The organism is Pseudonocardia xinjiangensis, assembly GCF_050948425.1.
In the GTDB taxonomy this organism is placed as follows: Bacteria; Actinomycetota; Actinomycetes; order Mycobacteriales; family Pseudonocardiaceae; genus Pseudonocardia; species Pseudonocardia xinjiangensis.
Map to the genome: position 1 here is coordinate 5,579,565 of NZ_CP192009.1, position 19,524 is coordinate 5,599,088.

The 19,524-nt window shown below is 71.9% G+C and carries 17 protein-coding genes; 13 read left to right on the forward strand and 4 right to left on the reverse strand.

The genetic code is table 11. The annotated features are described in order from the left end of the window. Entirely contained in the window at window positions 1–1,425 is a 1,425-nt protein-coding gene (locus ACQPZA_RS26225; RefSeq protein WP_433274709.1) for a pyridoxal phosphate-dependent decarboxylase family protein, read from the forward strand. 3 nt (window positions 1,426–1,428) lie between these two features. Here the strand turns inward: ACQPZA_RS26225 and ACQPZA_RS26230 are convergent, their stop codons facing one another. Beyond that, window positions 1,429–2,682, reverse strand: coding sequence for a PP2C family protein-serine/threonine phosphatase (locus ACQPZA_RS26230; protein WP_433274711.1), 1,254 nt, complete (start codon window positions 2,680–2,682; stop codon window positions 1,429–1,431). A 331-nt stretch (window positions 2,683–3,013) separates the two neighbouring features. Between ACQPZA_RS26230 and ACQPZA_RS26235 the strand changes: the two genes are divergently transcribed. Together ACQPZA_RS26235 and ACQPZA_RS26240 are read left to right on the forward strand one after the other, a co-directional pair. Next, the gene (locus tag ACQPZA_RS26235) at window positions 3,014–4,411 is read left to right on the forward strand and encodes a carboxylesterase/lipase family protein (RefSeq protein ID WP_433274713.1); all 1,398 of its coding nucleotides are present in this window, start codon (window positions 3,014–3,016) and stop codon (window positions 4,409–4,411) included. 232 nt (window positions 4,412–4,643) lie between these two features. Continuing rightward, the gene (locus ACQPZA_RS26240) at window positions 4,644–4,859 is read left to right on the forward strand and encodes a dodecin (RefSeq protein WP_169397682.1); all 216 of its coding nucleotides are present in this window, start codon (window positions 4,644–4,646) and stop codon (window positions 4,857–4,859) included. 60 nt (window positions 4,860–4,919) lie between these two features. Here the strand turns inward: ACQPZA_RS26240 and ACQPZA_RS26245 are convergent, their stop codons facing one another. Continuing rightward, entirely contained in the window at window positions 4,920–5,939 is a 1,020-nt protein-coding gene (locus ACQPZA_RS26245) for a DoxX family protein (protein ID WP_433274716.1), read from the reverse strand. A 68-nt stretch (window positions 5,940–6,007) separates the two neighbouring features. On the opposite strand from ACQPZA_RS26245, the gene ACQPZA_RS26250 reads away from it, so the two are divergent. The 4 genes from ACQPZA_RS26250 to ACQPZA_RS26265 are packed head-to-tail and all read left to right on the forward strand — an operon-like array spanning window position 6,008 to window position 10,385. After that, the gene (locus tag ACQPZA_RS26250) at window positions 6,008–6,952 is read left to right on the forward strand and encodes an ROK family protein (protein ID WP_433274718.1); all 945 of its coding nucleotides are present in this window, start codon (window positions 6,008–6,010) and stop codon (window positions 6,950–6,952) included. A gap of 21 nt (window positions 6,953–6,973) precedes the next feature. After that, window positions 6,974–8,587, forward strand: coding sequence for an alkaline phosphatase D family protein (locus ACQPZA_RS26255; protein WP_433274720.1), 1,614 nt, complete (start codon window positions 6,974–6,976; stop codon window positions 8,585–8,587). After that, entirely contained in the window at window positions 8,584–9,117 is a 534-nt protein-coding gene (locus ACQPZA_RS26260; protein ID WP_169397678.1) for a GNAT family N-acetyltransferase, read from the forward strand. Before ACQPZA_RS26255 ends, ACQPZA_RS26260 begins: the two co-directional genes overlap by 4 nt. A 50-nt stretch (window positions 9,118–9,167) precedes the next feature. Further along, window positions 9,168–10,385 (forward strand): glycosyltransferase, encoded by a 1,218-nt coding sequence (locus ACQPZA_RS26265; RefSeq protein ID WP_433274722.1) that lies wholly within the window; start codon window positions 9,168–9,170, stop codon window positions 10,383–10,385. 6 nt (window positions 10,386–10,391) lie between these two features. On the opposite strand, the gene ACQPZA_RS26270 is transcribed toward ACQPZA_RS26265, so the two are convergent. After that, complete coding sequence (locus ACQPZA_RS26270; RefSeq protein ID WP_433274724.1) at window positions 10,392–11,144, reverse strand: maleylpyruvate isomerase family mycothiol-dependent enzyme; 753 nt, start codon at window positions 11,142–11,144, stop codon at window positions 10,392–10,394. A gap of 99 nt (window positions 11,145–11,243) precedes the next feature. On the opposite strand from ACQPZA_RS26270, the gene ACQPZA_RS26275 reads away from it, so the two are divergent. Together ACQPZA_RS26275 and icmF are read left to right on the forward strand one after the other, a co-directional pair. Beyond that, window positions 11,244–11,534 carry a hypothetical protein gene (locus ACQPZA_RS26275; RefSeq protein WP_433274726.1) on the forward strand — a complete coding sequence of 97 codons (291 nt, stop codon included), beginning with the start codon at window positions 11,244–11,246 and terminating at the stop codon, window positions 11,532–11,534. 177 nt (window positions 11,535–11,711) lie between these two features. Beyond that, on the forward strand, window positions 11,712–14,927 hold the full coding sequence (gene icmF, locus ACQPZA_RS26280) for a fused isobutyryl-CoA mutase/GTPase IcmF (protein ID WP_433274728.1): 3,216 nt from the start codon (window positions 11,712–11,714) through the stop codon (window positions 14,925–14,927). Window positions 14,928–14,934: 7 nt separating this feature from the next. Here the strand turns inward: icmF and ACQPZA_RS26285 are convergent, their stop codons facing one another. Then, window positions 14,935–15,786, reverse strand: a complete 852-nt coding sequence (locus tag ACQPZA_RS26285) for a PaaX family transcriptional regulator (protein WP_433274730.1) — start codon at window positions 15,784–15,786, stop codon at window positions 14,935–14,937. A 95-nt stretch (window positions 15,787–15,881) separates the two neighbouring features. Here ACQPZA_RS26285 and ACQPZA_RS26290 point away from each other — a divergent pair, with 95 nt between their 5' ends. The 4 genes from ACQPZA_RS26290 to ACQPZA_RS26305 are packed head-to-tail and all read left to right on the forward strand — an operon-like array spanning window position 15,882 to window position 19,522. Next, on the forward strand, window positions 15,882–16,799 hold the full coding sequence (locus ACQPZA_RS26290; RefSeq protein ID WP_433274732.1) for an SDR family oxidoreductase: 918 nt from the start codon (window positions 15,882–15,884) through the stop codon (window positions 16,797–16,799). Between the two features lie 17 nt (window positions 16,800–16,816). After that, window positions 16,817–17,695 (forward strand): amidohydrolase family protein, encoded by an 879-nt coding sequence (locus ACQPZA_RS26295; RefSeq protein ID WP_433282996.1) that lies wholly within the window; start codon window positions 16,817–16,819, stop codon window positions 17,693–17,695. Continuing rightward, window positions 17,692–18,162, forward strand: coding sequence for a MaoC family dehydratase (locus tag ACQPZA_RS26300; protein ID WP_169397673.1), 471 nt, complete (start codon window positions 17,692–17,694; stop codon window positions 18,160–18,162). The genes ACQPZA_RS26295 and ACQPZA_RS26300 overlap by 4 nt, the downstream gene beginning before the upstream one ends. A gap of 34 nt (window positions 18,163–18,196) precedes the next feature. After that, entirely contained in the window at window positions 18,197–19,522 is a 1,326-nt protein-coding gene (locus ACQPZA_RS26305) for an MFS transporter (protein ID WP_433274735.1), read from the forward strand. The last annotated feature ends 2 nt before the right edge of the window (window positions 19,523–19,524 follow it).

Sequence of the window (19,524 nt, forward strand, 5' to 3'; positions counted from 1 at the left end):
ATGACCGACTCCAGCGCCGACCATGCCGTCACCCCGACGACCGGCAGCGACCTGCGTGACCTCCTGCAGTACGTGGCCGCCCGCGGCGCCGGCTACCGGGAGCGGGTCGGTGACGGCCCGGCCTTCCCGTCGGCCGCCGCCGTCGACGCCGTCCGGGCCGCGCTCGGTTCGCTGCCCGACGGGCCCACCCCGGCCGCGGACGTGGTCGGCCGGCTGGCGGACGCGGTCGAACCGGCGCTGGTGGCGAGCACCGGACCGCGCTACTTCGGGTTCGTGACCGGCGGGGCACTCGACGCCCCGACGGCGGCCGACGTGCTGACCACCGCGTGGGACCAGAACGCGTGGAACCCGTTGACCTCCCCCGTCGCCGCCGTGGTCGAGGACGTGGCGGGTGCCTGGCTCAAGGACCTGCTCGGCCTGCCCGAAGACGCCTCGTTCGGCTTCGTGACCGGTGGACAGGGCGGCAACACCGTCTGCCTCGCCGCCGCCCGGCACGGCGTGCTCGCGGACGCGGGATGGGACGTCGAACGCCAGGGGCTGCACGGGGCTCCGCGGGTCCGGGTCGTGGCCGGCACGGGACGCCACGCCACCGTCGACCGGGCGCTGCGCCTGCTCGGTCTGGGAACCGACGCCGTCGTCCCGGTGCAGACGGGCCTGCAGGGCTCGATCGACCTGGCCGACCTCGCGCGGGCCCTCGCCGACACGAGCACCGACCCCACGATCGTCTGCCTGCAGGCCGGTGAGGTGAACACCGGAGCGTTCGACGACTTCCCCGCCGCGATCGCGGCCGCGCACCACCACGGCGCCTGGGTCCACGTCGACGGGGCCTTCGGCCTGTGGGCCGCCGCCGCCCCCGCCACCCGCCACCTGGTGGCCGGGATCGAGCAGGCCGACTCGTGGTCGACCGACGGCCACAAGTGGCTCAACGTCCCCTACGACGCCGGGTACGCGTTCTGCGCCCACCCGGCCGCGCACGTCGCGGCCACGTCCTACAGCGCCCCCTACCTCACCGGGACGGGCGCCGAGGCGTTCCGCTCACCCGGCGCGTACGTCCTGGAGTCCTCGCGCCGCGCCCGCGGCTTCACGACGTGGGCCGCGTTGCGGCAGCTCGGGCGTGACGGCGTCGCCGACCTCGTGGAGCGCTGCTGCGCGCTCGCCCGCCGGTTCGCCGACGGGCTCGCCCGCCTCGACGGGGTCACCGTCGTCAACGACGTCGTGCTCAACCAGGTGCTCGTCCGCTTCGGCGACGACGAGCGGACCGGCCGGGTGATCGAGGCCGTCCAGAGCTGCGGGGAGTGCTGGATGGGCGGCACGGTGTGGCACGGGATGCGGCTGATGCGCATCTCGGTGTCGAGCTGGCTCACCACCGAGGCCGACGTCGATCGCTCCGTCGACGCGATCGCGGCGGCGCTCACCGAGCGGTGACCGTCACACCGGGTCGGCCGGCGACGAGGGGTGCCAGTCGAGGCAGACCGCGGTGGCGTCGTCGTTGAGCTCGCCGTGGCAGGACTCGGTGACGGCGTGGGTGATCCGCCGGACGAGCTCGGCGGGCGGCAGGTGCCGGTGTTCAGCGAGCAACGCGGCGAGGCGGCGGTAGCCGAACTCCCGGTGCCCCGGACGGTGCGCCTCGGTGATCCCGTCGGTGAACAACAGCAGCCGGTCGTCGGGCTGCAGCCGGATCGGGTGCAGCGGGTACTCGACCGGCGTCATCAGCCCCAGCGGGTACCCGGCGGCCAGCACCAGCTCGCTGACCGCCCCGTCGCGCACCAGCAGCGGAGGTGGGTGGCCGGCGTTGAGGATCGTCCCGACACCGGTGTCGACGTCGAGGTCGAGCAGGAGGCCGGTGACGAAGTCGGACCCGGGGAACTGCTCGACCAGGTGCCCGTTGGCCGCTCTCGCCTGCTCGACGATCGTGCAGTTCGCCCGGCGCGCGTTGCGCATCGCGGTGCACGAGAGGCTGGCGAGCAGGGCGGCCCGCAGCCCGTGGCCGGCCGCGTCACTGACGCCCACGGTCAGCCGGTGGGCGCTGATCGCGTAGTCGAAGTTGTCCCCTCCGATCTCGTACGCCGGCTCCACCGTGCCCGCGATGGAGAAGTCGGGTAGCTCGAACGCCAGGCTGGGCAGCAGCTCCCACTGGATCTCCGCGGCCAGCCCGAGCTCTCGACGGCGCCGCAGCATCTCGAACCGGTCGGTGTACCGGCGGGCCCCGGTGAGCACGTGTCCCAGCACCCGCGCCACGTCCTCGAGGACCTGCGCCACGTCCGGGTCCAGGTCCGCGCCCGGGAGCGTGATCGCCAGGACACCGAGTCGCTCGGACCGCACCGACACCGGGAGGTACACGACCAGCGCCGGTCCCCCCACCCCGCCCGTCACGGCTCCGGCCGCCGGGACGTCGTCCGGATGGTCGACGGCCATCGCGACGATGTGCTGCTCGCGGTAGGCCTCCCCGGCGGCGCTGCCGACCAGGTCCTGCGAGCGGAGCCCCGCCGCACCCCGGCCCCGGCCGACCGCTTCCAGGCTGGCCTCGGCGTAGTCGGACAGCAGCAGGACGCACGCCCGGGCCCCGATGTGCCGCACCAGCCAGCTCGAGCAGACGTCGACGAGCTCCGTGGGGGGCGCCTCGTCGAGGCTCCGCAGGAGCGCGCCGACCCCTGGCCGGTTCGCCTCTGCCTGCTCCGTCATCCGCCCACCCTGTCATCCGGAGTGTCGCGGCGGAGGAACAGCCTCCCGTGTACCGCTATTGCGCACGATGAGGGTGTGATCGAGGGACCGCGCCCGTTGGCCGCCGGATCGCGGGCAAGGCCGTGCTGGACGTGGGCTGACCGCGACCGCGGAGCCGGGACGCTGCTCGCCGACCGTCCCACCGAGGGGCGCCGGCACCACGATCCAAGGGCTTCAATCAAATGAACTCTCGCCGTCGGCTCTCGGCGGATGAAATGAACCGGCGGTATGTGTTGTACAACCCTTACCGGTTGGGGACCGGGCGCCTTTGCCGGTGGTGTTGGGTGAGGCCATGCAAGAGATCATCACGCAGACGACACAGGGTGCCGTACGAGGCATAATGGACAATGGTGTCAGCGTTTTCAAGGGCATCCCGTACGCCGCACCCCTCGACGGCCCCCGGCGATTCCAGGCGCCGCAGCAGCCCCAGCCGTGGGACGGTGTCCGCGACGGTACCGCTTTCAGCGCCTCGCCATCGCAGGGTCAGATGCGTCCCTTGCCGGCGCTGTGGCACCCGGGTGACGATGTGGACTGCCTCACCGTCAATGTCTGGACGCCCGATCCCGGAGCAGGCGGTCTGCCGGTGATGGTCTGGCTTTACGGCGGGGCGTTCATTTTCGGTTCCGCGAGCCAGCCCGAGTTCGACGGCGCGAACCTGGCCGGCTCGGGCGTCGTGCTGGTGACCTTGAACTACCGCACAGGCTTCGAGGGATTGGGCTGGCTGCCGGACGCGCCGCAGAACCGGGCGCTGCTCGACCAGCTCGCGGCCCTGCGCTGGGTGCAGGAGAACATCGCGCGTTTCGGCGGGGACCCGGGCAATGTGACGATCTTCGGGCAGTCGGCGGGAGGCAGCGCTGTGGCGGCGCTGACGGCCGCCCAGGCCGGCCGCGGGCTGTTCGTCCGGGCCATCGGGCAGAGCGTCACAGCGGCTTTCCTGTCCGAGGAACGGGCGCGCGGCACGGCGGAGCGGATCGCGGCGGCGCTCGGTGTGCCGCTCACTTCCGAGGCCTTCACGGGCGTGGCGTCCGAGGCGATCCACGCCGTGCAGTCGAGGGCGGGCGAGGTCACTCCCTACGGGCCGGTGGTGGATGGGGATGTGGTGCGTGACCAGCCCTGGCGCGGCCTGCGTGGGGAGGTCGACCTGATGACCGGGTTCACCCGCGACGAGTACCGGTTCTTCGCCATGGCGATGAACGAGGATCTGTCCGCCGTTGACGTCTCCGGTGTCGCGGCGGCGCACGCCGTTCCTCTCGACGCCTACCGAGCCGCGTATCCCGGCGCCTCCGACGCCGACTTGTACATCCTCATCCAGTCCGACGCGTTCTTCCGCATCCCGTCGACGTGGTGCGCCGAGGAGCACCCCGGCCGCAGCTGGTGCTACGAGCTGGCGTGGCCGACCCCGGTGTTCGGTGGGGCGCTCGGCGCCTGCCACCTGCTCGACGTGCCGCTGACGTTCGGCAACTTCCACGGTCCAACGGCGGCCATGCTCTTCGGCGACTCGGTCCCGCCGGAGGCTGTCGGCCTGGCGCAGGAGGTCCGCACGTCGTTGACGGCCTTCGCCGCCACCGGCGACCCCGGCTGGCCGCAGTACCGGAAGGGTGAGGCGCTCACGCGGATCTGGGACGTGCCCGTCTCGGTGGTTGCCGACCCCGTGTCGGCGTCCCGGGAGATCTGGGCGGACAAGGTGTGAGCCAGTCACCTTGATCGCGAGGGGATCGTTGATCACTCTCGGGTTCGACGGCCGCGGAGGTCACTGCGGCGGGACACCGTGTCCCCGGCATGCCGCAGGGGAGGGTTTCATGAGCCACCCGGGCCGGGAAGACGGTTCCAGGGCAGCGCCACGGCGCCCCACGACGATCGCGGGACCGCTGCGATTTGAACAGTTTCCGCTGGTAGAGCGGTGCAACGGAAGGACCTCCACAGTGGGCGACAACGTGTACCACGTCACCGAGATCGTCGGGACTTCCACGGAGAGCGTCGACGACGCCATCCGCACGGCGATCCGCCGCTCGGCGCGCACCTTGCGCAACCTCGACTGGTTCGAGACCACCGAGATCCGCGGGCACCTGGAGGACGGCGAGATCAAGCACTTCCAGGTGACGCTCAAGGTCGGGTTCCGCCTCGAGGACCTCACCTAGTACACGGACGAGACCGGCCCGGCTCCCCCGGAGCCGGGCCGGATTGTTCGCCGACAGGTTTCAGTGCGTGAGCGCGTGGGCGCGCTTCTTCGCGTCCTTCGCGACGCCCCCGGCCTGGTGCGCGGCCTCGGCCCCGAGCGCGGACGCCCGAGCGGCCACGTCCTGGCCGAGCTTGGAGGCCTGGTCGAGGACGTTGGCGGTGGTCCTCTTCTCCAGCGCGGCACGCTTCTTGCCTGCCGCCTTCTGCAGCTCCGCGGTGCGCTTGGCCGCCCGCTTCTGCAGCTCGGCGCCTCGCTTCTCCGCGACCTTCTGCAGCTTCGCCCCGCGCTTCTCGGCCCGCTTCCTCGCCTTGGCGGCGCGCTTGGCCCAGTCGGCCGAGAGATCGCCGGCCCGGGACGTCAGCTCGGAGCTCGTACGGGCGGCGCGGGCGGACACGGCGGCGCCGGCGCCCGGTGCGAGGCCGGCCAGCCCGGCGGCGATCCCCGCGACCGCGCCCGTGGCGTCGGAGGCGGTGCCGGAGAGCTTGCCGGTGACCTCGTGGGCCACGCCGGAGACCCTGCCGGAGACGTCGGAGGCGCCACCGGAGAACGACGCGGCCTGGGCACCCGCGGCGGCGGCGGCGAGCTTCGCGGCCTTGCGCCCGCGCCAGGTCAGCGAGGGCTTGCCCTCGGTGTCGGCCGCGGCGATCAGGAGGCCACCGAGCATGCCCATGTTCTTCAGGAAGTGGACGAGCTGGTCCTGCTTCTTCTGCTCGTCGGTCTCCTCCCAGAACCGGTGGCCGGCCAGCGTGGTCGGGATCAGCGAGGCGGCGAGGGCGGCCGACGACAGGCGGGGGAACTTGCCGAGCGCCAGCATCGTGCCGGCGACGACCTTCACCCCGCCGTCGATCCTGACCAGCATCACGTCGTCGGGGCGCTCCTCGATGGGAGCCACCTCGATCGCTTTGTCGACCGCGGGCGCGACCGCGTCGAGCACGGGTTTCGCCACTTGCGCGTGACCCTGCGGCGACCGGAGGGCCTGGATGCCGCCGTGTATGAACAGGGCGGCGAGCATAGGTCGGGCAACACGTCGAAGGAGCATGTCGAGCCGTTCCCCACATCGACCTGGACCAAACGCTGCGAACCGCCGCCAGATGCCAAGATGCCCGGGTGACGGACACGAGGCTCGCCATCGGACTCGACATCGGTGGCACGAAAATCGCGGGTGCGGTGGTCGACGCGCGCGGCACGGTGGTGGCCGAGCACGTCGAGCCGACGCCGGAGGAGTCGAGCGGCGAGGCCGTCACCGAAGTGCTGCTCTCGATGATCGAGCGCTTCCGCTCGGACCACAGGGTCTCCACCATCGGGGTCGGCGCGGCCGGGATCGTCTCGTGGCCCGTCGGCATCATGCTCTGGGCGCCCAACAACGCCTACCGCGACTGGCCCGTGCGTGAGCAGCTGGAGAAGGCCACCAGCCTGCCCGTCATCGTCGACAACGACGCCAACGTCGCCGCGCTCGCCGAGGCCCGTCTCGGCGAGCCGTACCGCAACATGGTGCTCGTGACGGTCGGCACGGGCATCGGGGGCGGCCTCGTGCTCGACGGCCGCATCTACCGCGGCCCCACCGGGCTCGGTGCCGAGCTCGGCCACATCATCCTCAACCCCGACGGGCCTCGGTGTGGCTGTGGCAACCACGGCTGCTTCGAGGCCTACGCGTCGGGCACCGCGCTCACCCGGATGGGCCGCGACGCCGCCGCCGACGACCCCAGCGGGCTCATCGCGCGCCTCGGCGCCGAGGACGGCGAGGTGACCGGCCACACCGTCGTCAAGGCCGTGCAGCAGGGCGACGAGATCGCGAAGGCGGTCTTCGCCCGGCTGGGCCGGTGGCTCGGGGTCGGCATCGCGTCGCTGGCCAACATCTTCGAGGTCGACGCGGTGGTGGTCGGAGGCGGCCTCGTCGAGACCGGGGAGCTGCTGCTGGCGCCGGCCCGGGCCGCCGCGCGGGAGTTCGCGTACGCGCCCACCGCACGCGGCATCGCCCCCGTCGTCCCGGCGACGTTCGGCGGGGACGCCGGCAAGATCGGTGCCGCGCTGCTCGCTCTGGAGCATGTCTGACGCGCCACTAGGGTGAGGCGCGTGTCACTCGTACTGGGTCCCGTCCTGCGCCATGTCGACGAGACCACCGCGTCGGTCTGGGTGCAGACGGAACACGCAGCCACCGTCTCGGTGCTGGGCTGCGAGGCGCGCACCTTCGAGGTGTCCGGGCACCACTACGCGCTCGTCCCCGTCACCGGTCTCGCACCGGACAGCCGCATCGCCTACGACGTGGAGATCGACGGCGAGCGGGTGTGGCCCCCGGCCACCAGCCCGTTCCCGCCGAGCGTGATCCGCACCCGCGGCCCGGAGTCCGACCGCAGCAACCGCATCGTCTTCGGGTCCTGCCGCTACCCGAAGGTGGCCGACCCCTCGATCGCCGCCGGCCTGGGCATCGACGCGCTCGACGCCTACGCGGCGCGAATGGCGAAGCGCGCGCCGGAGGAGTACGCCGACGTGCTGCTGCTGCTCGGGGACCAGGTGTACGCCGACGAGCTGACGCCCCGGAACCGGCGCCGTATCGCCGGGCGGCGCGACCGGCACCCGGACTGGCCGGACGAGGAGATCGTCGGCTTCGACGAGTACGTCGAGCTCTACCGCGACTCGTGGACCGACCCGGAGATCCGGTGGCTGATGTCCACCGTGCCCACCGCCATGATCTTCGACGACCACGACGTGCGCGACGACTGGAACACCTCGGCGTCGTGGCGCGACGAGATGCGCGGTACGCCGTGGTGGCGCGACCGCATCCGCGCCGGGATCGCCTCGTACTGGGTGTACCAGCACATCGGCAACCTCCGTCCCGACGAGCTGGCATCCAACCCCGACTACCGCAAGATCCTCGAGCACGACGGCGACACGTGGCCGCTGCTCGTCGAGCTCGCCGACCGCGCCGACGCCGAGACCGACGGCGCGAAGGGGGTGCGGTTCAGCTTCCGCTGGGACCTCGGCCGCAGCCGCTTCATCATGATCGACTCCCGCAACGGGCGCATCCTCGAGGGCGGCGAGCACCTCATGCTCGCCGACGCCGAGTTCGACTGGATCGAGGCGCAGGTGGCCGCCCCGGGACCGGTGGAGCACCTCGTCATCGGCACGTCGATCCCCTGGCTGCTGCCCCACGCCATCGGTGAGCTCGAGACGGTCAACGAGATCGCCTCGGGCCGGCCCGGCTGGCGGGGCCGGCTGGCCGAGCGGATCCGGCAGGCCGCCGACCTGGAGCACTGGGCGGCCTTCCGCGCATCGTTCGACCGGCTCACCGCGATGATCGACAAGGCCGCAGCAGGCGGCCCCGTCACCGTCAGCGTCGTGTCCGGGGATGTCCACCACAGCTACGCCGCCCGCGCCGACCTCCCGTCAGGCGCCACTGCCCGGGTCCACCAGCTGACGTGCTCCCCTGTGCACAACACCATGAGCTGGATGATCAAGCCGGGGTTCCGGCTCGGCTGGTCGCGCACCGTGGGCAGGCTCGCGAGCCGCTGGGCGGCCCGGGTCGGGGCGCCGCCCATGCCCCTGTCGTGGAACCGGCTGGCCGGGCCGCTGTTCGGCAACATGATCGCCACCCTCGACATCGACGGCGCGAGCGCCGCGGTGGTCTTCGAGCAGCCGCGCACCGCGGCCACATTGACGGAGAAGGCACGAGTGGAGCTCACCTCATGACCGGGCTGACAAGCGAAGCAGCGGCGCAGCGGATCAACGCCATCGCCGGCCAGACCGTCGTGCTCCGGCCCACCACCGCGGCACACGTCCCGGCCTTCCTGGAGATCCTCGGACATCCGGAGATCGCGAGATGGTGGGGCGGCTACGACCTGGAACGGGTGCGCCGCGAGCTGCTCGGCCCGCACTGCTACGCCATCGAACTGGCGCGCGAGGTGGTGGGGCTGATCATCTACCGCGAGGAGCTCGACCCCGACCACCGCCATGCCGCCATCGACCTCGCCCTGCACCCCGACCACCAGAGCCAGGGCCTGGGCTGCGACGCGATGCGGGCCATGGCCCGCTTCCTGTTCCGGCACAGGGAGCACCACCGCGTCGTGATCGACCCGGCTGCGCACAACGAGCGGGCCATCCGCAGCTGCGAGCGCGCCGGCTTCCGGCGGGTAGGGGTGCTGCGCAGCTACGAGCGCTCCAGCGACGGTCAGTGGCACGACGGGCTGCTGATGGACCTGCTCCCGGACGACCTGAGCTAGTACTCCGCTGCCGCGGATCGTCAGGCCCGGTGCGCGACCGGAGAGGCTCGATGCGGATTCTGATCATCACGGCGGGCTCGCGGGGTGATGTCGCCCCGTTCACGGGCCTGGGCCGGCGGCTGCAGCAGGCCGGCCACCAGGTGGCGCTGGCCGCCCACGGCCGGTTCGCCGGTCTCGTGCGCGAGTGCGGGCTGGAGTACCGGGCCCTTCCCGGCGATCCGGTCGAGCTCGTACGCGCCCGCACCGCCGCCCCCTCCCCGGAGGCCGCGCGATCGGTCTTCGCCGCGTTCCTCGACGAGCTGAGCGAGGGGGTGACGGCCGCCGTTGCCGCCGGCACCGACGTCCTGCTCACCGCGTTCGGGCCGGCCCCGCTGGCCCGGGTCGTCGCCGACGGCTTCGGCATCCCGAGCGCCGGGGTCTATCTCGCGCCCGGGGTCCCCACCCGGGAGTTCCCGCCACCCGGCTGGCCCAGCACCGGGCAGCTCTCACCTGCCGAGAACCTCGCCGCGGGTCGCGAGGTGCTCACCCGGACCGGCTCCCTCTACGCCGACGTCCTGCAGCGGCTGCGCACCCGGCTCGGTCTCCCCGCCACCACCACGGAGGCGTCCGGCCCGCAGGACGACTGGCCGATCTTCCACGGCTTCAGCCCGGCAGTGGTCCCCCGGCCCGCCGACTGGCCCGCGACCGTGCACGTGACCGGATACTGGTGGCCGGCCGGACCGCCGGCATGGCAGCCCCCGGATCAGCTGGTCGACTTCCTGGCGGCCGGTCCCCCTCCGGTGTTCGTCGGGTTCGGCAGCATGACCCCGGCCCACGAGCGACTCCACGACGTCGTCGCGGCCGCCGTCGAGCGTGCCGGCGTGCGCGCCGTCGTCCAGTCCGGGTGGGCCGAGCTCGGACCCGCCGGTGACGACATCCTGGTCGTCGGGGACCTGCCACACGACTGGCTGTTCCCCCGGACCGCTGCCGTGGTCCACCACGCCGGAGCCGGCACCACCGGGGCCGGGCTGCGCGCGGGAGTGCCGGCGGTCCCGGTGCCGGTTCTGGTCGACCAGCCCTTCTGGGCGGACCGGCTGCACCACCTCGGCGTGGCGCCGCGCCCGGTGCCACTGCACGAGCTGACCGCCGACACGTTGACCGACGCGCTGCGCTCCTGCCTCGACCGGCCGGCCTACCGCGACCGCGCCACCGAACTCGCTCGCACGATCCGCGCCGAGGACGGCCCCGCTGCCGTGCTCTCGCACATCACGCAGCTCGACCAGCAATGACGCGGGTCAGAAGGCGGTGCGGTCCCGCCAGGCCGTCCAGGTGGGCCCGTCCCCGATCACCTGCAGGCCCGGGGCGTCCGCGTCGATGCGGCGCATGAGCGCCAGCAGGAGGTCGGCGGCAGTCCCGCGGACGGCCGCGGTGCCCTTCCCGTGACCGTGCTCCCAGGCGAGCCCGGTCTCGCCGCCGCGCACCATCCACTCCCCCGCCGCGCCGAGCCCCTCGTCGGTGGCGTGCAGGTGCAGCATGGCCCCCGGAGCGAGCGGAGGTGCCTCGTCGGACGCGGGGCGCGCGGCCAGCAGGTCCAGCCACTCGGAGACGCCGTCCGCCGCCACCTCGGGCTCCACGGCGTACGGGACGCCCAGGGCGATGGCCACGTCGGCGCGGTGGACGACCGACTCGTGCAGCCGCCGCCGGACCCACCAGGCTGCGGGTCGCGACCCGACGAACGTCCACACAGGGGCGTCCGCTCCGGTGGCCGCGACGGCGTCGAGGATCAGGCGGGCACTGTCCGTGAGCCAGTCGACAGCGGCGGGCAGCTCGGCGGGCGGCTTCCCGTCGGGGACCGAACGCACCTCTACGCGGGCATCGGCCCGCTCGCGCACGATCATGGCTGCCCACCGGTCCAGGCGCCCCACATGGGTGAGGAGCTGGTGCACGTTCCAACCGGGGCAGCTCGGCACCTCGAGGGTCGGGTCGGCTTCGGCGATGAGCTCACCGAGTAAGCGGTTCTGCTCGATCAGCGCGTCGGCGTGCTCCACGTCCGTGACGGTAGTCCCTCCACGGCCCCCACCTGTGACGGCGCGTACGCATCGGGGGGCGCCCGCATGGGTGATACCCGGATCGGGTAGGAAATTGCCATGGCGCGCGACGCACGGGAATGGACAGTCCCCGCCCCGCTGCGGGCATTGATGTGGTGGCCGGCAACGGCATTTGTGCTGGTCATGGTCGCTCCGGAGGCCGCGGCCACCTCGATCGCGGCGGCCGGCGTGGCCCTGGTGGCCCTCGGCGCGGTGACCCCCCTGGTGAGCAAGCGGCTACGGCGGCCCGCCGTCAGCGCCCCAACGGTGGAGCCGCCCGCTCAGGACCCGCCCACCATCGAGATCGAGATGCCCACCATCGAGATCTCGCCGACCCGCCGGGTGGCCTGACCACGACCCATGACGTGATCGCCGGCACGCGCGCTCGTGCCGGCATCGCCGCCTTTCCGACCGCAAGCCCGTCCCCTGCGGACCGTCGCGACGGGTGACCCCCGTCCGGCCGGTCCAACACTCGTACTTCCGATAGTAGGATTCCCTAGTATCTGGTCCTGCCTGAGGAGGAGTGTCGTGGCCGAGCTGCACGTGCCCACCCACCCGGTCCGGTTCGTCACCGCTGCCAGCCTCTTCGACGGCCACGACGCCGCCATCAACATCATGCGGCGGATCCTGCAGCGCCAGGGCGCCGAGGTGATCCACCTGGGCCACAACCGCTCCGTCGACGAGGTGGTCGCCGCGGCGATCCAGGAGGACGCACAGGGCGTGGCCGTCAGCTCCTACCAGGGCGGGCACGTCGAGTACTTCACCTACCTCGTCGAGCTGCTGCGCGAGCGCGGCGCCGGGCACGTGAAGGTCTACGGCGGGGGCGGCGGCGTGATCGTGCCCGCCGAGATCGAGCTGCTGCACTCGCGCGGCGTCTCCCGCATCTTCTCCCCCGAGGACGGCCAGCGGCTCGGCCTGCCCGGGATGATCAACCTGATGATCCGCGAATGTGACGTCGATCTCGCCGAGCAGCCACCGCCGTCGTTCGACGGCCTGTTCGCCGGCGAGCACACCACGCTCGCCCGCACGCTCACCCTTGCCGAGGCCGGCCGGCTGCCGGCGGGCCTCGACCTCGAGCCCCGCCGCCCGGTTCCCGTGCTGGGGGTCACCGGCACCGGAGGGTCGGGCAAGTCGAGCCTCACCGACGAGCTGGTGCGCCGGTTCCGGCTCGACCAGGAGGACAAGCTCCGCATCGCCGTGCTCGCCGTCGACCCGACCCGCCGCCGGGGCGGAGGCGCGCTCCTCGGTGACCGGATCCGGATGAACTCCCTCAGCGGCGACCAGGTCTTCTTCCGCTCGATGGCCACCCGGGGCGCCGACGCCTCGCTCCCGGAGCGGCTCGGTGACGTGCTCGCCGTGCTCAGGGCCGCCGCGTTCGACCTGGTGATCGTCGAGACGCCGGGCATCGGGCAGGGCGACGCCGGCATCGTGCCGTTCGCCGACCGCTCGCTGTACGTGATGACGCCCGAGTTCGGCGCCGCGTCCCAGCTCGAGAAGATCGACATGCTCGACTTCGCCGACGTCGTCGCGATCAACAAGTTCGAGCGGCGCGGCGCGGAGGACGCCCGCCGCGACGTGGGCCGCCAGCTCGTGCGCAACCGCGAGGCGTTCGGCGCGTCGTGGGAGGACATGCCCGTCTTCGGCACGAGCGCCGCCACCTTCAACGACGACGGCGTCACCGCCCTCTACCAGCACATCGTCCCGCTGCTCGGCGAGAACGGGCTGGTCACCGGCGAGGGCAGGCTCCCGCGCACCGACCGGAAGACCTCCTCGGAGCACGCCGCGATCATCCCGTCCCAGCGCACGCGGTACCTCTCCGACATCACCGCCACCGTCCGCGACTACCACGCGAGGACCGCAGCGGCCGTCGACGCCGCCCGGCAGCGCCAGCACCTCCGCACCGCGCGCGCGGCGCTGCAGGCGGCCGGCGCCGACGAGGGTGGCCTGGCCGGCGTGCTGGAGCAGGCGGAGCAGGCCCTTCCCGCGGAGGCCGCCCAGCTGCTCGACACGTGGCCGGAGGTCGTCGAGGCCTACTCGGGCGACGAGATGGTGGTGCAGGTCCGCGACAAGGAGCTGCGCACCCGGCTCACCCGCGAGACCCTCTCGGGCAACCGGGTGCGGCGGGTCGCACTGCCCCGCTACACCGAGGACGCGGAGCTGCTGCGGTTCCTGCGCAAGGAGAACCTGCCCGGGAAGTTCCCGTTCACCGCGGGGGTGTTCGCGTTCAAGCGCGAGGGCGAGGACCCGGCGCGGATGTTCGCGGGCGAGGGCGACGCCTTCCGCACCAACCGGCGCTTCAAGCTGCTGTCGGCCGACTCGGAGGCCAAACGGCTCTCCACGGCGTTCGACTCCGTCACGCTCTACGGGCGCGAGCCCGACACGCGCCCTGACGTCTACGGCAAGGTCGGCACCTCCGGCGTCTCGATCGCGACGCTCGAGGACATGAAGGCGCTCTACGACGGGTTCGACCTCACCTCGCCGACGACCTCGGTGTCGATGACGATCAACGGCCCGGCCCCGACGATCCTCGCCTTCTACCTCAACACCGCGATCGACCAGCAGGTCGAGAAGTTCCGCGCCGAGCACGGGCGGGAGCCGTCGGCGCAGGAGCACGAGGAGCTCACGGCGTTCGCCCTGCAGAACGTCCGCGGCACGGTGCAGGCCGACATCCTCAAGGAGGACCAGGGCCAGAACACCTGCATCTTCTCCACCGAGTTCTCCTTGCGGATGATGGCCGACATCCAGGAGTGGTTCATCCAGCACAAGGTGCGGAACTTCTACTCGGTCTCCATCTCCGGCTACCACATCGCCGAGGCCGGGGCCAACCCCATCAGCCAGCTCGCGTTCACCCTGGCCAACGGGTTCACCTTCGTCGAGAGCTACCTCGCCCGCGGGATGGACGTCGACGACTTCGCCCCGAACCTCTCGTTCTTCTTCTCCAACGGGATGGACGCGGAATACTCGGTGATCGGGCGGGTGGCGCGGCGGATCTGGGCCGTCGCCATGCGCGAGCGGTACGGCGCGAACGAGCGGTCACAGAAGCTCAAGTACCACGTGCAGACCTCGGGGCGGTCGCTGCACGCGCAGGAGATGGACTTCAACGACATCCGCACCACCCTGCAGGCACTGTGCGCGCTCTACGACAACGCGAACTCGCTGCACACCAACGCGTTCGACGAGGCGGTGACCACGCCGACCGAGTCGTCGGTACGGCGCGCGATGGCGATCCAGCTGATCATCAACCGCGAATGGGGCCTGTCGATGAACGAGAACCCCTTGCAGGGTTCGTTCGTCATCGACGAGCTCACCGACCTCGTCGAGGAGGCCGTGCTGGCCGAGTTCGACCGGATCTCCGAGCGCGGCGGGGTGCTCGGCGCGATGGAGACCGGGTACCAGCGCGGGCGGATCCAGGACGAGTCGATGCTCTACGAGCACCGCAAGCACGACGGCACGTTGCCGATCGTCGGCGTCAACACGTTCGTGCGGGAGGGGTCGGAGGCGCCGCACGAGATCGAGCTCGCCCGCGCCACCGAGGCGGAGAAGAAGAGCCAGCTCGACAGGCTCGCCGACTTCCGCACCCGGCACACCGGCGAGGCACAGGCCGCGGTCCGGCGCCTGCAGGACGTGGCGACGGGTGGCGGCAACGTCTTCGACGAGCTGATGAAGGCCGCCCGCGTCTGCTCGCTGGGCCAGCTGACGGACGCGTTCTTCGAGGTGGGCGGCCAGTACCGGCGCAACATGTAGGTCGCGATCACGACCCTGCTGCGGCGGGCGGGAGCGCGATCTCGTCGAGCAGCCCGGCCGCGATCCCGGCCGCCGCCGGGTCGTACCGGGCAGCCAGCGTGCGGAACACCTTCTCCGCGCGGACGGCAGGCCAACCGGCCGGGAGATGCTCGGCGGGCAGGTGGGGGTCCTGGCGGACGAGCTGGAGCCAGTCGGTGTGCAGCAGGAGCTGCCGGGCCAGGTCGTCACGGGCCTCTACGGCCGGAGCGGGGACATCCCAGCGGCTCAGGAACGCCTGGTAGCGCGCGGCGATCGTCGGCAGGTCGAACGCCTTGCCCACGAGATCGGCCGACTCGGTCGGTTTCGTGGCCTGTGCGGTCAGCACCGTGACGGCGTCCGCGAGCCCGAGATCCTCGACGATCCGCACGACGTCGACCTCGCCCGCCGCGATCCACAGGCCGTTCTGGAGCGGTCCGAATCCCGCCCATACCAGCTGCGATCGCAGGTCGTGGCGTTCGCTGCGGCGTGAGTCCGGCAGCGAGAAGCCGACGAGCGTCCAGCTGCCGTTCCAGTCGCGGTTGACCGCACCGGTCTCCCAGATCCGCCGGTACCCGTCCTCGAGGACGGCCACGGCGCGCGGGGTGAGCGCGAGGTACACCTTCCGGCCACGCCGGTGCCGGGCGAGGAGGTCACGCGTGGCCATTCGGGTCAGCGTCGAGCGCACGGCCTCCTCGGAGATGCCGATCCGCTCGAAGACCTCGATGACGCTGCCCGAGTAGACCGCGGTGTCGCGTCCGCGCACGTAGATGCCGAGGAAGGTGAGCATGAGCGACTGCGGGCGGGCGCTCGCCACGCCCGGTTCGTCGTCTCGGATCGGCACCCGGCGAGGGTAGCCCCGGGCAATACTGGGCACAACATTGACGGTCGTCACAGTTGCGCCTAACGTTTCGCCGCATTCGAGCAAGGGATGTGGCGATGGACCTGACAGGACGGGTGGCGGTGGTGACCGGCAGCGGTCGCGGCCTCGGGCTGGCCTACGCCGAGGCGCTGGCCGCTGCGGGCGCCGCGGTCGTGGTCAACGACGTCGACGCCGACGCGGCCGAGCGCGCCGTACGGCGGATCGGCGAGCGCGGCGGATCGGCCGTCGCCGAGCTCGTCGCGGTGGGCTCGGCCGACGCCGCCGACCGGCTCGTGGACCGCGCGGTGTCGGCCTTCGGACACCTCGACGTGATGGTCACCAACGCCGGCATCCTGCGGGACAGGGTTCTGTGGAAGATGACCGACGAGGACTTCGACGCCGTGGTCGAGGTACACCTGCGAGGGACGTTCACGTGCGCCCGCGCGGCCGTCGTACAGATGCGCGCGCAGGGCACCGGCGGCCGGCTGATCCTCGCCGCGTCCCCTGCCGGACAGCGCGGCAACTTCGGTCAGACGAACTACGCGGCCGCCAAGGCCGGGATCGCCGCGATGGCGCGGACCTGGGCGTTGGAGCTGGCGAAGGCCGGGATCACGGCGAACGCGATCGTCCCGGTGGCGGCCACCGACATGACCCGCACGATCCCGGCGTTCGCCCCGTACGTCGAGGCGCTGGAGCAGCGGGCCGAGCCGCTTCCATCATGGCTGCGCCACGACGAGGGGTTCGGTACGGCCCAGGACGTCGCCGGCCTGGTGGTCTTCCTGGCCTCTGACGCGGCGGCGGACGTCACCGGGCAGGCCATCGGCATCGGCGGCGACAAGCTCACCCTGTGGGCCCACCCGCACGAGCGCGCGACGGCCTACGCCGAGGGCGGCTGGAGCGCCGACGCCATCGCGGCCGCGTGGCCGGGCGGCCTCGGCAGCACCCCGGAGACCTACGGCATTCCGATGCCCGCCGTTCGGGCGGGGCAGCCGTGAGCGCATCCACCGCCACGATCGACGTCGACGCGCTCGTCGCGATCGACGTCCACACCCACGCCGAGGTGTCCGCCACCGGTCACGTGTCGTTGAGCCCCGAGCTGTTCGATGCCTCGGCCGACTACTTCGGCGCTCACGACCACCGCCGGCCGACGATCCCGGAGATGGCCGCATACTACCGCGAACGCCGCATGGCGGCGGTGGTGTTCACGGTCGATGCGGAGCACGCCACGGGACACCCGCGGATCGCCAACGAGGAGGTCGCGCAGTCCTGCGCGGAGCACGCCGACGTGCTGATCCCGTTCGCCAGCGTCGACCCGTGGAAGGGCCGGGCGGGCGTGCGCGAGGCGCGGCGGCTCGTCGAGGACCACGGCGTGCGCGGGTTCAAGTTCCACCCGAGCATGCAGGGCTTCTCCCCGAACGACCCCATGGCCTACCCGCTCTACGAGGCGATCGAGGAGCTGGGCGTCCCCGCGCTGTTCCACACCGGCCAGACCGGGATCGGCGCCGGCGTGCCCGGCGGGGGCGGAATCCGCCTGAAGTACTCGAACCCCATGCTCGTCGACGACGTGGCCGTCGACTTCCCCGACCTGCGGATCATTCTCGCCCATCCGTCGTTCCCGTGGCAGGACGAGGCGCTGGCCGTGGCCACCCACAAGCCGTCCGTCTACATCGACCTGTCCGGGTGGTCGCCGAAGTACTTCCCGCCGCAGCTCATCCGGTACGCGAACTCGCTGCTCAAGGACAAGGTGCTGTTCGGCTCGGACTACCCGGTCATCACGCCGGACCGCTGGCTGGCGGACTTCGCGAAGCTGGAGATCAAGCAGGAGGTCCGGCCGAAGATCCTCAAGGACAACGCCGCCGCGCTGCTCGGCCTCACGGAGCGGCGGTCATGACCAACGCTGCGACCACCGTTGCCACCGGCATCGAGGAGCTCACGGCGCTCGCCGGCGCCGATCTCGGCGTCACGGCATGGCACGAGATCACCCAGGACCGCGTCGACACCTTCGCCGATGCGACCGATGACCACCAGTGGATCCACGTCGACGCGGAGCGGGCCCGCACCGGCCCCTTCGGCACGACGATCGCGCACGGCTACCTGACGCTGTCCTTGATCATCCCGCTCTTCGGCGAACTGCTGGAGATCCGCGGGACGTCGATGAGCGTCAACTACGGGCTGGAGAAGGTGCGCTTTCCCAGCCCCGTCCCCGTCGGCAGCCGGATCCGGCTGCACGGCACGGTCGACTCCGTCGACGAGGTCGGCGGGAACGGCGTGCAGATGGCCCTGACCTTCACGATCGAGATCGACGGCTCCACGAAACCGGCCTGTGTCGCACAGGCGCTGTTCCGGCACTACGCATAACCCCTCGCCCGCGCCCAACGTAGGGATGTCCACCATGGCGAACCCGGCAGCCACCACCCACTCCACCGTCCAGCTCCGACGTGCGGTCGCATCCAGCTTCGTCGGGAGCGTGATCGAGTACTACGACTTCCTGCTCTATGCCACCGCCTCCGCGGTGGTGTTCGGGAAGGTGTTCTTCTCCACGCTCGATCCGTTGACGGCAACCGTGGCGAGCTTCGGGACGTTCGCGGCGGGCTACCTCGCCCGGCCGCTCGGCGGGATCCTGTTCGGCCACTTCGGCGACCGCATCGGCCGGAAGAAGATGCTGGTCACGACCATGACGCTGATGGGCGTCGTGAGCTTCCTGATCGGGGCGCTCCCGACCTACGGGCAGATCGGCATCTGGGCGCCGATCATTCTCGTCACGCTGCGCATCCTGCAGGGCGTGGCCGTCGGCGGCGAATGGGGCGGCGCGGTGCTGATGTCGGCCGAGCACGCCACATCCCGCCGCGGGCTGTGGGCGAGCTTCACCAACGCCGGTGCGCCCTGCGGCATGGTGCTCTCGACCGTCGCGCTCACGGCGTCCGCGGCGATCGCCGGCGAGGAGGCGTTCCTCGTCTGGGGGTGGCGGGTGCCCTTCCTGCTCAGCATCCTGCTCCTCGGGATCGGCCTGTTCATCCGGCTCAAGGTCGAGGAGACGCCGGTCTTCGCGGCAGCCGGGAAGACCGCGCGCGTCCCGCTGTTCGACGTGCTGCGCAACCACCCCCGCAACCTGCTGCTCGCCGTGGGGATCGGGCTGGCCGCGTTCGTGGCGCAGGGCACGCTGACCACGTTCCTCATCGCCTACGGGGTGGAGGCCGGCTACAGCCGCCAGACCGTGCTGAACGGCCTCACCTTGTCCTCGGTGCTCGCCGTGATCGGCATCATCGGCTTCTCGGCGCTGTCGGATCGACTGGGACGCCGGCCCGTCGTCCTCGCCGGGGCGGTGGCGATGGCGGTGTTCAGCTTCCTGCTGTTCCCGATGGTCGACAGCGGTGACGTCGTGGTGCTCGTGGTCGCGCTGGTGATCGGGCAGGCCGTGATCCAGCCGGCGATGTACGGGCCGCTCGCCGCGTTGTGCACGGAGCTGTTCAGCACCCGCAGCCGGTACACCGGCGCGTCGCTGGGCTACCAGCTGTCCGGGCTGGGCGCCGGGCTCGCGCCGGTGCTGTTCGCCTCCGTTCTCGCCGGCGGCGGCTCGACGACGACGATCTCGCTGATCATCGCCGGGTTCTGCCTGCTCACCGTGGTGTGCGTGGTGCTGCTCGCGGAGACGAGCGGGAACAGCCTCACCGAGAACCCACCGTCCCCGGCCGCCGCCACGACGACGACGATCAGCTGAGC

Excerpts from the sequence above, each read along its gene's own strand:
- ACQPZA_RS26225 (WP_433274709.1), top strand. The coding sequence starts at position 1 with ATGACCGACTCCAGCGCCGACCATGCCGTCACCCCGACGACCGGCAGC.
- ACQPZA_RS26230 (WP_433274711.1), bottom strand. The coding sequence starts at position 2,682 with ATGACGGAGCAGGCAGAGGCGAACCGGCCAGGGGTCGGCGCGCTCCTG.
- ACQPZA_RS26235 (WP_433274713.1), top strand. The coding sequence starts at position 3,014 with ATGCAAGAGATCATCACGCAGACGACACAGGGTGCCGTACGAGGCATA.
- ACQPZA_RS26245 (WP_433274716.1), bottom strand. The coding sequence starts at position 5,939 with ATGCTCCTTCGACGTGTTGCCCGACCTATGCTCGCCGCCCTGTTCATA.
- ACQPZA_RS26260 (WP_169397678.1), top strand. The coding sequence starts at position 8,584 with ATGACCGGGCTGACAAGCGAAGCAGCGGCGCAGCGGATCAACGCCATC.
- ACQPZA_RS26265 (WP_433274722.1), top strand. The coding sequence starts at position 9,168 with ATGCGGATTCTGATCATCACGGCGGGCTCGCGGGGTGATGTCGCCCCG.
- ACQPZA_RS26275 (WP_433274726.1), top strand. The coding sequence starts at position 11,244 with ATGGCGCGCGACGCACGGGAATGGACAGTCCCCGCCCCGCTGCGGGCA.
- ACQPZA_RS26290 (WP_433274732.1), top strand. The coding sequence starts at position 15,882 with ATGGACCTGACAGGACGGGTGGCGGTGGTGACCGGCAGCGGTCGCGGC.
- ACQPZA_RS26300 (WP_169397673.1), top strand. The coding sequence starts at position 17,692 with ATGACCAACGCTGCGACCACCGTTGCCACCGGCATCGAGGAGCTCACG.
- ACQPZA_RS26305 (WP_433274735.1), top strand. The coding sequence starts at position 18,197 with ATGGCGAACCCGGCAGCCACCACCCACTCCACCGTCCAGCTCCGACGT.